General features: G+C 45.2%; 12 protein-coding genes. 5 read left to right on the forward strand and 7 right to left on the reverse strand.

The window, feature by feature from the left end; all coding sequences use genetic code 11:
- Positions 1-70: 70 nt before the first annotated feature.
- Positions 71-991: a Kdo(2)-lipid IV(A) acyltransferase gene (locus HGT73_RS04080; RefSeq protein WP_214212383.1), complete on the forward strand. Its 921-nt coding sequence runs from the start codon at positions 71-73 to the stop codon at positions 989-991.
- A gap of 12 nt (positions 992-1,003) precedes the next feature.
- Here HGT73_RS04080 and HGT73_RS04085 read toward each other — a convergent pair whose 3' ends face one another.
- Together HGT73_RS04085 and HGT73_RS04090 are read right to left on the reverse strand one after the other, a co-directional pair.
- Positions 1,004-1,759 carry a molybdate ABC transporter permease subunit gene (locus HGT73_RS04085; protein ID WP_214212384.1) on the reverse strand — a complete coding sequence of 252 codons (756 nt, stop codon included), beginning with the start codon at positions 1,757-1,759 and terminating at the stop codon, positions 1,004-1,006.
- A gap of 27 nt (positions 1,760-1,786) precedes the next feature.
- On the reverse strand, positions 1,787-2,728 hold the full coding sequence (locus HGT73_RS04090; RefSeq protein WP_338111573.1) for an extracellular solute-binding protein: 942 nt from the start codon (positions 2,726-2,728) through the stop codon (positions 1,787-1,789).
- Between the two features lie 154 nt (positions 2,729-2,882).
- On the opposite strand from HGT73_RS04090, the gene HGT73_RS04095 reads away from it, so the two are divergent.
- Positions 2,883-3,965 (forward strand): oxidoreductase, encoded by a 1,083-nt coding sequence (locus HGT73_RS04095; protein ID WP_214212385.1) that lies wholly within the window; start codon positions 2,883-2,885, stop codon positions 3,963-3,965.
- Positions 3,966-4,009: 44 nt separating this feature from the next.
- Here the strand turns inward: HGT73_RS04095 and HGT73_RS04100 are convergent, their stop codons facing one another.
- Complete coding sequence (locus tag HGT73_RS04100; RefSeq protein ID WP_214212386.1) at positions 4,010-5,011, reverse strand: zinc-binding alcohol dehydrogenase family protein; 1,002 nt, start codon at positions 5,009-5,011, stop codon at positions 4,010-4,012.
- A gap of 180 nt (positions 5,012-5,191) precedes the next feature.
- Here HGT73_RS04100 and HGT73_RS04105 point away from each other — a divergent pair, with 180 nt between their 5' ends.
- Positions 5,192-5,431 carry a DinI family protein gene (locus tag HGT73_RS04105; protein ID WP_214212387.1) on the forward strand — a complete coding sequence of 80 codons (240 nt, stop codon included), beginning with the start codon at positions 5,192-5,194 and terminating at the stop codon, positions 5,429-5,431.
- Between the two features lie 44 nt (positions 5,432-5,475).
- Here the strand turns inward: HGT73_RS04105 and HGT73_RS04110 are convergent, their stop codons facing one another.
- The 4 genes from HGT73_RS04110 to HGT73_RS04125 all read right to left on the reverse strand — a co-directional run bounded on the left by HGT73_RS04110 (position 5,476) and on the right by HGT73_RS04125 (position 9,489).
- The gene (locus tag HGT73_RS04110) at positions 5,476-6,864 is read right to left on the reverse strand and encodes a sugar porter family MFS transporter (RefSeq protein ID WP_214212388.1); all 1,389 of its coding nucleotides are present in this window, start codon (positions 6,862-6,864) and stop codon (positions 5,476-5,478) included.
- 502 nt (positions 6,865-7,366) lie between these two features.
- Positions 7,367-8,272 carry a DMT family transporter gene (locus HGT73_RS04115; protein ID WP_214212389.1) on the reverse strand — a complete coding sequence of 302 codons (906 nt, stop codon included), beginning with the start codon at positions 8,270-8,272 and terminating at the stop codon, positions 7,367-7,369.
- Positions 8,269-8,832 (reverse strand): TetR/AcrR family transcriptional regulator, encoded by a 564-nt coding sequence (locus HGT73_RS04120; protein WP_214212390.1) that lies wholly within the window; start codon positions 8,830-8,832, stop codon positions 8,269-8,271. The genes HGT73_RS04115 and HGT73_RS04120 overlap by 4 nt, the downstream gene beginning before the upstream one ends.
- 165 nt (positions 8,833-8,997) lie before the next feature.
- Positions 8,998-9,489 (reverse strand): OsmC family protein, encoded by a 492-nt coding sequence (locus HGT73_RS04125; RefSeq protein ID WP_214212391.1) that lies wholly within the window; start codon positions 9,487-9,489, stop codon positions 8,998-9,000.
- Positions 9,490-10,371: 882 nt separating this feature from the next.
- On the opposite strand from HGT73_RS04125, the gene HGT73_RS04130 reads away from it, so the two are divergent.
- Complete coding sequence (locus HGT73_RS04130; RefSeq protein WP_214212392.1) at positions 10,372-11,583, forward strand: cupin domain-containing protein; 1,212 nt, start codon at positions 10,372-10,374, stop codon at positions 11,581-11,583.
- Between the two features lie 247 nt (positions 11,584-11,830).
- On the forward strand, positions 11,831-12,862 hold the full coding sequence (locus tag HGT73_RS04135) for a YrzE family protein (RefSeq protein ID WP_241609044.1): 1,032 nt from the start codon (positions 11,831-11,833) through the stop codon (positions 12,860-12,862).
- Positions 12,863-12,968 lie beyond the last annotated feature (106 nt).

Below are 12,968 nucleotides of genomic sequence, written 5' to 3' on the forward strand. Positions count from 1 at the left end.
AGCAAATGTTATGCAATTACGGTATACTGCGCGGCATTTGTTATAATTTTTTAGTTGATCAGGGTTTAACATGACCATTTTGCCTAAATTTACTCGTCAATTATTGCATCCTCGCTTTTTCTTATTATGGTGTGGTATCGGCATGCTGTATCTCGTCGTTCAATTGCCTTATCGCTGGCTTAATAAGCTGGGGCCACTTGTCGGACGGTTAGCGATGAAAGTCATGACGGAACGTGTCTATATCGCTACGCGTAACCTCCATCTCTGTTTCCCTGAAAAAAGCGAGTCAGAAAGGCAACAGCTTCTTAAAGACAACTTTGCCTCTGTGGGTATGGCGTTATTTGAAACGGGAATGGCATGGTTTTGGTCGGATGAGCGCGTCAAAAAACACTTTAAAGTCACCGGCCTCGAGCATATTTCCAAAGCTCAGCAAGAAGGCAAGGGGGTGCTATTATTAGGGGTACATTTTCTTACCCTAGAGCTCGGTGCCCGCATTTTCGGTATTTATAATCCCGGTATTGGTGTTTATCGACCAAACGATAATCCGGTTGTGGATTGGTTGCAGACTTACGGCCGTATGCGTTCTAACAAAGATATGATTAATCGCCGAGATGTCAAAGGAATGCTTCGAGCCCTGAAGCAAGGTGATATTTTATGGTACGCGCCCGACCATGATTATGGGCCAAAAACCAGCGTGTTCGCACCCTTTTTTGCCGTCAATGAAGCCGCCTCGACCAAAGGTAGCTATATGCTTATTCGGATGAGTCAACCTGCCGTTATCCCTTTCCTTGCCCGCCGCTTATCTGGAAATCAAGGTTATGAGATGGTTATCCTACCTGCCGCTGACACTATTCCAGTCGATTCAGATGTCAGCACCGCCACCGCGCTCAATCAGTTGGTTGAGCAATGTGTGATGATGGCACCGGAACAATATATGTGGTTACATCGGCGCTTTAAAACACGCCCAGAGGGTAAACCTTCTCTTTATTAATGTACGCCCGCGTTATGCGGGCGTATGTTTACTGCGCTGAGAACGATAAAAACACCATAACGGAAATGGCAGACTGGTAAGAAGTAATATCCACAGCAAGCTATATACCGCATCAACTCCGCCATTTTGTAAATTAACATACAGCTTTACCGGAATACCTTGTGGAAAATAACAAAAAATCATCACAATCCCGAATTCACCTAGCGCCCTCGCCCAGGCTAAAGAGAGGCTATTGAGTAAATCTCTTCTCGCCAGCGGTAAGGTTAATCGCCAAAATAGCTGTTGGCGGCTTGCGCCTAATGTTTGAGCCACCTCGGTAACCTCGCGAGGAATATTTTCAAACGCATTACGTGCCATCAATATATAGTAGGGAAGCGCCGCATAAACTTGCGCCAATACAAATGCCGCGGGTGTATTGGTAAGATTAATACCCAGTCGGGTAAGAACTTCACCTAGTGTGCCATAAGGTCCATAAGCCGTTACTAGCAGTATTCCCATTGCCAGTGGCGGCGTTAATAGTGGGATTAAGATCCCAATTTCAACGCTAATCCGCCAAGGAGATTGAGTATTCGCCAACCATAACGCAACCGGGGTACCCAGTAAAACGATTAGAGGCACGCTGATAAGACTTAAGCTCAAAGAGGTCAGTACGGCATGTCCGTCCCCATAGGCGAGGTGAAAATCGTGCCAAGGTGTCACGATGAGTAAAGTGATAAATGGCACGACAAGCAGGCACAATGCCGGAAACATTAAACTCCGAGAAAACATCAGCGACACATTTTCCCGAGAAGAGAATTAAAATGGCTTCCCTTTGGGTTGATCATAACCATTATCCTTGAAAATTTTCTGTGCAGGCTTACTCATCAAATAGTGAACAAAGTCGCGTGCAAGTTGCGGATGCGGTGCATTTTTAAGAACCACTGCATAAAAGACCAAAGGCTGTGGACGATAGATTTTTTGCTGGCCTGTCTGAGCCGTCAATGTGAAACTCACTTTATCGTACCACTGTTGGCTATCATCCGGATTACTGAGATTAATTTCATCGGGCAAAACGATATAAGGTAATTTCGCCGAACGCGTGGCACTCTCATAGCCCGATGCCGCATCAATCTGCCCGGCTTGTAAGCGCGTCAGTAGGCCGCCTTCCGCAGCGATTTGTTGTGGATTGATGACAGGCCCCATTATTTTTTGTGCCAACCCTGGTTGCTGATAATAGTTTTCAGCGAGTTTCAGTGTAAAAATAATATTTTGCCCTTGTGGATCACTGGTTGGATCTGTTCTGCCGAAACGAAAGCCCGGCTCAGTGAGGATTTTCCACCAAGGGAGACTTGTCGTGAGACCGGTTTTAGCCAATTGCGGTGCAAAGCGACTCCGTGGATTATACGCAATAACCATCCGTGTACTGGCGACCGGCTGAGCCTGATCCACAAGCCCAGCTTGTTTAAGCACGTCAATAGGTCCAGGGGTAATCGAGACGAAAACATCTGCAACAACTTTTTTCGCAGCCAGTAGTCGGGCCATTCCATAAGCACCCTGCCCTTGTCCTTGATAATCGACATGATGTTGTTTAGCAAAGTCAGGCCCTAAGCCGTTATCCATCACAACGCCCATTGACCCAGCATAAGTCACTGTTAATGTCTCGGCCAAAGCAGTCTGGCTGCCCAGAGAGAGACCGAGTAGTAATAGTAGGCAAGATTTTTTAAACTTTTTAGCCGTAATAGAGAGAGTTGTCTGCACAGTTGCACACTCGTTCAAAATAAGTGTTTTACACGATAAAGGGGGTGAAAGATGAAAGCAAGTGACATCTCTGGGTTCACTCAGTAACAAATTCCTGTTAACGTTGTTAACTAGTTATGATAATTTAACAATTAGTAAACATTGAGGAGATAAAATGAGCGAATCGACTCCAGAAAAATCGCCACGTTTGGGAGTGGCTTTAATTGGTTATGGTTTTGTCGGTAAAACCATGCATGCCCCTTTCATCACCGCCACTGAAGGCCTCGAATTGGTGGTTGTGGCTTCCAGTAATAGTCAAAAAGTCCATAACGATTTCCCATCGGTGCAAGTCACCGATAGCGTAGATGCCGCAATTACACATCCTGATGTTGATCTGGTTGTGATTGCAAGCCCGAATCAAACGCACTTCCCGCTTGCTAAACGTGCACTGGAAGCAAAAAAACATGTTGTGGTTGATAAGCCGTTCACGCTTAATCTTGAGGATGCCCGAGAACTAATAAACTTAGCGACGCAGCAGCAATGCTTGCTGTCAGTATTCCAAAACCGACGTTGGGATAGCGATTTTTTGGCGATGAAAACCTACATTGAAGCAGGGAAAATTGGTAAAGTCGTGCATTTTGAATCCCATATTGACCGTTTTCGCCCGAAAGTTCTCGATCGTTGGCGTGAGCAATCGCAGCCGGGAAGTGGTTTGTGGTTCGATATTGGCCCGCACCTTGTTGATCAGGCCTTACAGTTATTTGGCTTACCCGAAACGGTGGAGGCTAATATCAGTCTGCTACGCGAAGGCGCACAGGCAGACGATTGGGCACATGTCATTCTTAACTACCCCAATCACCGGGTGATTTTACACTGCTCAATGATGACTGCTGGCGGCCACTTACGGTTTGTCGCACACGGTACTGAAGGCAGTTTAGTCAAGACTTCTCCTGACCAACAAGAACCTCAGCTGCTGGCTGGCATTCTTCCTCACAGTGAACAGTGGGGAAAAGATAGTGACGAGACTATTTATTATCCTGCTGACGGCAAAAAGACACTTCTCCCCACACCTGCCGGTGATCAGTGCCTCTTTTATCAAGGTATCTATAATGCTCTTCGCAATGGCGGTAAAAATCCTGTAAGTGGATTAGAAGGGCTTGCGGTGATGGCGGTGATTGATGCGGCGTTCAAGGCCTCTCACAGTGGTCAACGTCAAACCTTAGCGCTTTCCCCTCAAGAAGTCTCACAGCTAGACTAGTACACTTTTCAGAACGAGGGGGGGTCGCCCCTCGTATCAGAAAGTTAGAATCCTTCTAGCACAATTTTGCCTTTCGCCTTATGGCTCTCTAACATTGCATGTGCTCGACGAAGATTATCTGCGTTGATTTTGCCATAATGCTCAGCAAGCGTCGTACTAAGAATCCCTTCATCAACTAACTTCGCAACCTGACTCAAAATTTCATGTTGACGGATCATATCCTCAGTCTCGAAAAGCGATCGTGTAAACATAAGTTCCCAATGCAGTGAAAGGGCTTTTTTCTTCAATGGCATTGCATCGAGAGTTTTAGGATCATCGATTAATCCCAGCTTACCTTGTGGTGCAAGGACTTCAATAATTTGTTGATAATGACTATCAGTGTGAGTCAGACTGGCCACGTAGTCGACGTGTTTAACCCCAATCTTTGCCAGCTCTTCACTAAGGGGATGAGTATGGTCAATCACCTGATCGGCACCCAATTTACGCACCCACTCCGTCGTTTCTGGGCGAGACGCGGTACCTATCACCCTCAAACGTGTTAATTTACTGGCCAGTTGCGTTAGTATCGAGCCCACGCCCCCTGCAGCACCAATAATAAGTAATGTTTTCTCGCTCGTACTATCAACGGCAAGACGATCAAATAATAGCTCCCATGCCGTGAGCGCGGTAAGTGGTAAAGCCGCCGCTTGAGCGTCACTACAACGTGTTGGTTTTTTCGCAACAATACGTTCATCAACAAGGTGATATTCCGCATTTGTTCCCGGTCGAATTAGCGATCCTGCGTAGTAGACTTTATCCCCGGGGGAAAATAAGGTGACGTTTTCACCCACGTCGACCACTTCTCCTACCGCATCCCACCCCAAAATACGTGGTTCTTCGGCATCAGCACTGCGACGAATCTTTGTATCAATGGGATTGACTGAAATAGCCGTAATCTTAACTAATAGATCACGGGCGCCGGGTGTCGGGATTGCCGTCTCAATTTCGTACAGTGCTTGGCTGTCAGTGATAGGTAATTGGTGTTGACGATAAACTATTGCTTTCATAACGTACTCCATAAATTGTCGGATATCATTGATCTCTTATTACTGACTAGCATAGTAGATGACAATGCGCTGCACAGCCCTGATTTCAATATTGAGCACTAATGGTTTGTAAAGGCCCGCTTGACAAGCCCCGAGCGCCTCGGCAATATACTGTTTATCCATACAGCCGTAGGGTGTGATATGTACGTTGAATTAGTTTACGATAAAAGAAATGTCGCAGGGCTCGACAATGCTGAAGCAATTATTTTGCAAGAATTAACACAGCGTGTAGCACGTCTATTTCCTGACGCACAAGTACGGGTTAAACCGATGCAAACCAACGCATTGAACAGTGATGCGAGCAAGAGCGATCGGGAAAAACTTAACCGTATGTTAGAAGAGATGTTTGAAGAAGCCGATATGTGGCTTGTTGCAGAATAAGAAGAAACAGTAAGGGGGGAATTATTCCCCCCCTCGCCTTTCAGTTACTTACCAATGTGGCGTAATGGTCTGCCTTGCATTAGATTTCTTTCAATATGCTCCAGAGAGACATTTTTCGTTTCAGGCACCAACCAGAATGTCAGAATAATAAACAAGACATTGAATCCGCCATACAGCCAAAAGGTATTTGCATTTCCAAAACTTTCGAGTAGCGTCAGGAACGTTGCGCCTACAATCATATTGGCAATCCAGTTCGTCGTAGTAGAAATGGTGATCCCAAAGTCACGCCCTTTTAATGGCTGAACTTCTGAACAGAGTAACCACACTATTGGACCCGCGGCCATCGCAAAACCAATAATAAACAGTAGTAACATTGTAATCGTTGCATACTGGATGAATACAGAGTGAATGCCATTATGGATAAATAATCCTAAAGCTCCCATGCCAACCGCCATGATGAAGAAACTGGTTATTAGCATTGGTTTTCTTCCCCAACGATCCACTAACCCTACGGCGATCAGTGTTGCCAGCATATTGGTTAACCCTACGACAACCGTTCCCCATAACTGTTGTGATGTGCTTGCAAATCCTGCAATGGCAAAGATTTTAGGGGCGTAATACATTACAACGTTCATACCGGTAAATTGCTGCATGACTTGTAACAGTACCCCTAACCCCACTGAACGTCGGAAGTTTGAATTAGTACGGAATAACGCCCAACCGCTCTGTTTAACTAATAAACTTTCCCGAATTTCATCCAGCTCTTGCTGTGCCTGTAAATCCGTGCTGCGTAACCGTTCTAAGACTTTTTGTGCATCATTATGGCGCCCTATCGCTGCTAACCACCGGGGGCTATTCGGAAGAAATAATACCCCGATAAATAACACTATTGCAGGGAACGCTATGATCCCCAGCATTAATCGCCAGTTACCGCTATAGCTAAGCGCAGCATCAGACAAAAAGGCGACAACGATACCCGTCGTTAACATCATCTGATACATAGAGATCATCGAACCGCGATACCGCTCAGGGGCAATTTCAGCAATATAAAGTGGTGCAGTATACGAGGCAAAGCCGACGGCAATACCGAGCAACATGCGAGCGCACATTAAACTGGTCACATCAGGGGAAAAGGCTGACCACAACGAACCAATAATAAACAGAAAAGCACCCGCTAAAATACTTTTCTTCCGCCCAAGTCGATAGGACATCCAGCCCGCCAAGAGTGCGCCGATTGCAGCGCCTAGCATCATTGCACTGACCACCCATTCTTGCTGGTGGCTAGTAATATTAAGGTCATGAGATAAAAAAGGTAAGGCCCCGGCGATAACACCAATATCAAGGCCAAATAATAGACCAGACAATGCGGCAATTCCGCCTACAAATAAGGTGAAATTTCTAGCCTTACGTTGTCGATGTGCGTTATCAATCATTTTAGCGTTCCAGTGAATTTTATTATGTAAACGCATAGTAATGTGATGCGTTTTGGAACACTGCGTGACGAGTCACAAAATGTTAATGACTTGTTTCTATAACATGATGTAACTCTCATAATGCAACATTTGTAAGGATGCAGTTTCATCTTTTTTGCTGAGAGTGTTGATGATAAAGGGTTTGAGAAGAGGAAAGAATTCCTCTGTTAGTGTCTTTGTCGATCAGCGCTCAGCCTAAAAAGATAATAAATTAACAAAAACTTAACCAGATATCATTGTAAACGATTACACTCTTTATCCAAGAAACCCAGTGATTTGTATTATTTTTAATCGATTTTAGCCGGGTATTTTTCTTTATTCGCTTGCCGCACAATTTCAATGACCACTAGATAACGGTTAACATGCAGGGTAAAACCGAGGGGACAATAATTGCAATACCGCAGTTGCTCCCTGTATTGATAACCTCACAACAGTTCACTGCGGCAATTGAGCATAGGTTTCGCTATAGGCTAGGTACACGCTGATTAGGGTAGATAATAATACCTAAACTACTGATAATGATCACAATGCCTAACCACCCCATTGAAGTCAGCCTTTCACCTAAAATGATCACAGCAAGTAGTGCAGCGATAACTGGCTCGAGTAGAGTTATAACCGTAGCCACGCTAGCCCTTATTCTTGCAAGTCCCGCCCCATAGCAGATATACCCAATACACATTGGAAAGAGCGCCATGTAAGCACCGATCCCAGCGTTATGCCAAGACTGAAGCAGTGGTGCACCGGTGTAGAATAATAGCGGTAGCAATAGCAGTCCACCTACGCCGAAGGTTGCTCCCATAGCTGCCGCCCTCGCTATCCCATTGACCATCATCCTTCTCGCGGTCCAAGAGTATAATGCATAGGTTAACCCAGCTAATAAGCCTAGCCCTATACCAAGGGGAAATCGTAATGAAGGCTGTGCGTTATCAATCATAGGATGAGCGTGTGTGCTGGCCAAAAGCGCAATACCTAAGGCACCGAGTAATGCACCACACCACCACCGAATAGACAAATGCGCCCCATCTACCCGATTCTCGATTAGTGCAGAAAAAAGGGGAGCCGAGCCAATCGAGATAACTGTACCCAGCGCAACACCTGCACAATCCATTGCGTTATAAAAAGCAAGTGGATAGATCGCCACTGCACCGGCCCCACAAAGTAATAAAGGGTAGTGCTGCCTAAGCGGTTCACGCGCACGAATAATAGCGGAATACGCAATCAATGCTTGTAAGATCCCACCTCCTCCCATCGCGACACAAGCAATAGTAATCGGGCTTAGTTGTGGTGCTAAATGCGCCGCCGTTCCGGTCGTTCCCCACAATAATGCAGCAATAACCACACAAGCATTTCCCCAAGTAGCCGGTTTCATAAAACCTCCAACCGTTGGGTCACACTGTGCTTAGCCAGTTGAATTAATGCAGGACGACTAGCCAAACCGGCTAGACTGATACTGCCTTCGAGAAGAAAAGCAAACTCATAGGCTAAAATCGCTGCGAGTTCGGGCCTATCAGGGATGAGATCCAAGAGTGCATGTTCAATAAATTGCTGAATTTGTGCTTTATACCTAGAAACCTGTTGTCGCTCCGGTGAGTCAGCGGGAAATTCTGCTGCCGCATTAAGCAACCCACAACCTCGAAATCCTTTTAGATAATGAGCTTCAGCATGATCTTGGTAGGCATCGTACACCGCAAGGATACGTTCTTGCGGTGTATTGGCGACAGTAAGCCGCGCAGTATAGAGATCCAGCCATTGTTGGTGACGGAGATCAAGATAATCCATCACCAAACTATGCTTAGAAGTGAAATGATTATAAAAGCTCTGTTTGGCAACGCCGGCTTGTTTAATAATGCGATCAATACCGGTGGCATGAATCCCATCGTTATAAAAAAGGCAATGCGCCGTATCTCGTATTTTTTGCTTCGTTGACAACAGACAGTCCTCCCAATAATAGACAGACCAGTCTACCTATTATTGGCAGGGGTTCAACTGATGTTCCGATAATTTTCACGTAGAGAGAAACACGACTGACTCAGTCACCGACTATTTTTATCGCCCACTCTATTCTCTGCGATGTAATCCCCCCCGCACAGCTTATTAGGTATTATCAGCGGTAGTTTTATCGGATGCGATAATAAATTCTGGTTGATAGTCGACGGGAAAGTTAACCGAACGTGCAATAAAACACACTTCGTGGATCTTATGGTGCAGCTGCTCGGCAAGTTGAAGATCTGTGCCAGGTAACACGGTAATCACCGGTTTTAAGGTCATCGAAAGAAATCGACCGGCCCCGCTTTTCAATACTTCGCCGACAGCACTCGGCATATCCTGGTAAGCCACGACAGTGATACCTGCGGATGACGCTAAGTGTAAGTACCAGAGCATATGACAGGCAGAGAGTGAGGAGATCAACAAATCCTCAGGATTCATTTTACTCGGATCACCCCCCAAAAGTGGGTCATTAGAACACGCTATTGTCGGCTTACCCGGTATGCTGATGTCCCATGTTCGCGCGTAGCCTCGATAGTGCGCTGTTCCCTGCCCCAAATTCCCTGTCCATTTAATCGTCGAGTGATATATCGATTCCAAGTTATCCACCTTGTTTTGAATAAAAAGTCATTAATAAATATCGTTTTACAGCTTAACCAGTACCAATCCCCGATCGATGCGAAAATAAAATAACGAGGGTAAGAACGCACTTTAGATGAAGGTTTCTGAGATGAAAAAATGAACAGCCTAATTAAGCGATTCGCGTTAATCGGATTTTGGCCCTAACCACTGACTCGCTCTCGCTCCCGCCACCTGCGAGGTACCTCGGAAAAGGACACTACACGATAGGCAGCATCAGGCGTAAACAGTACGATTAGTAAGGCTTTACGTACATCACTGTAATTAATAGCGCTGCCATAATTAAACAAGGCACAACAATAACTGCGAGCAGCGTAATGGTCCAAAATTTACGTTTAGACTTAGACATTATAATCGCCATAAGAAATCAAAGAATTAATAGACATAGGGTACAGCAGAAAAGCCTCGCTATCTACTCAGCGATTACCGCTATTTACATTTATTGGTGGCGACCATGGCTTACATTGATCGCTTTATATACAGAAAAACGATCCATACTCTTAACCAAAAAAAAGCCTTTCAATAAAGAAAGGCCAATAAGGAAATAAGTCGTATTTTCGGGATAACTACTATCTAGGTGTTGTATAGCACTACTCATCCTTGGGTAGTGAAATATGGCTCAACAACGCTATACAATAATCGTAGACCAGTATGTATCAAATACAAGGTGTGCGACTTATCTTAACAAGATTTATCCAATATCTACTGACATAACCTCTTAAAAAAAAGGGACTAATTTTTCAGCCGTGGAAAACATTGTTAACAAAGTGTTACAGCAATCGCTTTATCGCGACTCCTTTATGGAGTAAAAAATTAGCTTATAAATAACAATGAGGTAATCGTATGGCTAACTTTACACGACGAAATTTTATGTCCTTTGCAGCGGGTGGAACAATGATGCTCGCTGCCGGTGAAGTGATGGCCCATGACAGCAAGACTCAAGCGATCCCTTTTCAAGCCGATTTTCCTGGACCCCATGACCCAATTCGTGAGCAGGAAAATAGAGATATTGTCGATCCCCCGTCAACGGATAGCGGTACATTGCCTAACCTTTGTTATTCGTTTAGTGATGCCCATATAAGACGAGGTAGTGGAGGATGGACGAGGCAAGTCACTAATAGAGAGCTCGGCGCTGCGAAAACCATTGCGGGTGTTGATATGCGCCTTAATGCCGGAGGGATTCGAGAACTTCACTGGCATAAAGAAGGCGAATGGGCTTTTGTAACCTATGGCCATGCGCGGGTAACTGCTTTTGATACGAAGGGCGGCTGGTTTATCGATGATATTTCAGTCGGCGATTTATGGTATTTTCCCCCTGGCATCCCTCATTCGATTCAAGGTATTGGTGATGATGGCTGTGAATTTTTATTAGCCTTTGACGATGGGGGATTCGATGAAGATAGCACCTTCTTGCTGTCAGATTGGTTTAAGCACATTCCCCCTGAAGTCTTGGCAAAAAACTTTAATGTTCCCGTGTCGACTTTTTCTCATCTCCCTTCCCCAGAGAGCGAATATATGTTTGCTGGGAAAGTCCCGGGCGATATTACCTCAGTGGCCCCCCAGAAGGGTAAAAAATCACTACTGAATTTTACTCATCATATGATGGATCAAACACCAATCACGTCTGCTGGAGGCTCAGTCCGCATTACAGATTCGTCCAACTTCCCTATCTCGAAAACAATCGCTGCCGCACTGGTTGAAATAGCGCCGGGAGGAATGCGAGAACTGCATTGGCACCCTAATAACGATGAGTGGCAATATTATTTGTCAGGCCAAGGGCGCATGGGTGTTTTTGCTTCGTCAGGACAAGCAAGAACCTTTGATTTTCGTGCCGGTGATGTCGGCTATGTTCCTTTCGCGATGGGACATTATGTCGAAAATACGGGTGACACCCCCCTGCGTTTTCTTGAGCTATTCAAGAGCGATTATTATGCTGATATTTCTCTCAACCAGTGGCTTGCCAGCACACCTAGTGAGCTTGTGCAGCAACACTTGCATCTCGATGATAATTTTATGAATGCCTTATCCACGCATAAAAACCCCGTCGTGAAATAGCTAACCCGTGCGGTAATGCTGTAAGCCGTTAAGACAGTGACGTGATGGATGTCACCCCTTACTGCATTACCGACCGTAGACACCGCACCGTTATGCTCTGCCCCTGCGGTACTTTAAGCTGCCCATACTAACATTGGTGTCGAAACAGGGAGTGTGTACGCCCTTCTCAGAATCTTATACATAAACTCGTAATATTCTATCTTTGAACTACAGTATTAATTGAGTAATCCTTTTAAAAATGGAGTTTATGATGGAATTAAATAACCCGATCACACTGACTAAACGTATTTCTTGGGGCAGCATTATTGCAGGGGTAATTACCGTCCTTGCGGTATCGCTGCTATTAACCACCTTAGGAGCAAGTTTAGGCTTTTCCCTTCTTTCCCCGACCTCTGACGATATTGTTAACGGTGCAGATAAAGCCGTGATGATATGGACGGTGATCGCTTTAGTGATCAGTCTGGCTGCTGGCGGATTCGTCGCAGGCCGTTTAGCCGGTACTGATGGCTTAATACACGGTTTTCTTATTTGGGGAACCTCGCTGCTGGTCGCAACGGTCCTTGGATTCTCTGCGGTCGGTGGTCTACTAAAATTAACGGGCAGCGCAGTCAGTTCTGTTGCCTCGGGTGCCGGTTCGGTAGTGAGCGGAGCGGGTAAAGCTGTCGCCAACACTGCTGACTTCAGTAAAGATATGTTTGATAAACTCGGTGTTAACACACAAGTGAATACCTCTGAGACAAATCAAGATGTCATTAATGCTCTTAAAAAATCAAATATTCCGGCATTACAACCTGATTATTTGCAGGACCAACTACAACAAGCCAGTAATGATGTCATCGATGCAGGCAAAGCTATTGCTTCAAATCCAGACAACAGCGATCAAATTATTAGCCAGCTGACGGATAAACTTAAAGCACGCACCCAGACAATTAGTCAATCGGTTAACCGCGATGATGTCAAAAATGCATTAGCTCAAAATACGTCGATGACACAAGAGCAAGCCAATAAAGCGGTTGATAACTTTATGCAGGCACGTGATAAAGCGGTTCAACAAGCTAACGATAGCATTAATCAATTACAAAATAAGGTGAATCAAGCTAAGGCTGAGTACGCGCAGTTTAAACAAGAAGCTAAGCAAAAAGCAGATGCCGCAGCAAAAGCAGCTGCCAAAATCTCATTATGGTCTTTCATTGCCCTACTTTTAGGTGCAATTGTGAGTTCCCTAGCGGGTTTGTGGGGAGTGAATACTCTACCTAACGGCAACCGTCTTAAAGCATAAGTGTTAAGCCCTAATCTTAGGATTAGGGCTTTCTATTACCCAAGCTGTAATTTTGTGGAATCAGTGACAATTAAAGCATTACCCATCAAAAACACCGCATAGCGGT

The organism is Rosenbergiella australiborealis (assembly GCF_018494035.1).
Lineage (GTDB): Bacteria > Pseudomonadota > Gammaproteobacteria > Enterobacterales > Enterobacteriaceae > Rosenbergiella > Rosenbergiella australiborealis.

Coding starts and splice junctions, on each gene's coding strand:
- HGT73_RS04080 (WP_214212383.1), top strand. CDS start 71: ATGACCATTTTGCCTAAATTTACTCGTCAATTATTGCATCCTCGCTTT.
- HGT73_RS04085 (WP_214212384.1), bottom strand. CDS start 1,759: ATGTTTTCTCGGAGTTTAATGTTTCCGGCATTGTGCCTGCTTGTCGTG.
- HGT73_RS04095 (WP_214212385.1), top strand. CDS start 2,883: ATGAGCGAATCGACTCCAGAAAAATCGCCACGTTTGGGAGTGGCTTTA.
- HGT73_RS04100 (WP_214212386.1), bottom strand. CDS start 5,011: ATGAAAGCAATAGTTTATCGTCAACACCAATTACCTATCACTGACAGC.
- HGT73_RS04105 (WP_214212387.1), top strand. CDS start 5,192: ATGTACGTTGAATTAGTTTACGATAAAAGAAATGTCGCAGGGCTCGAC.
- HGT73_RS04110 (WP_214212388.1), bottom strand. CDS start 6,864: ATGATTGATAACGCACATCGACAACGTAAGGCTAGAAATTTCACCTTA.
- HGT73_RS04115 (WP_214212389.1), bottom strand. CDS start 8,272: ATGAAACCGGCTACTTGGGGAAATGCTTGTGTGGTTATTGCTGCATTA.
- HGT73_RS04130 (WP_214212392.1), top strand. CDS start 10,372: ATGGCTAACTTTACACGACGAAATTTTATGTCCTTTGCAGCGGGTGGA.
- HGT73_RS04135 (WP_241609044.1), top strand. CDS start 11,831: ATGATGGAATTAAATAACCCGATCACACTGACTAAACGTATTTCTTGG.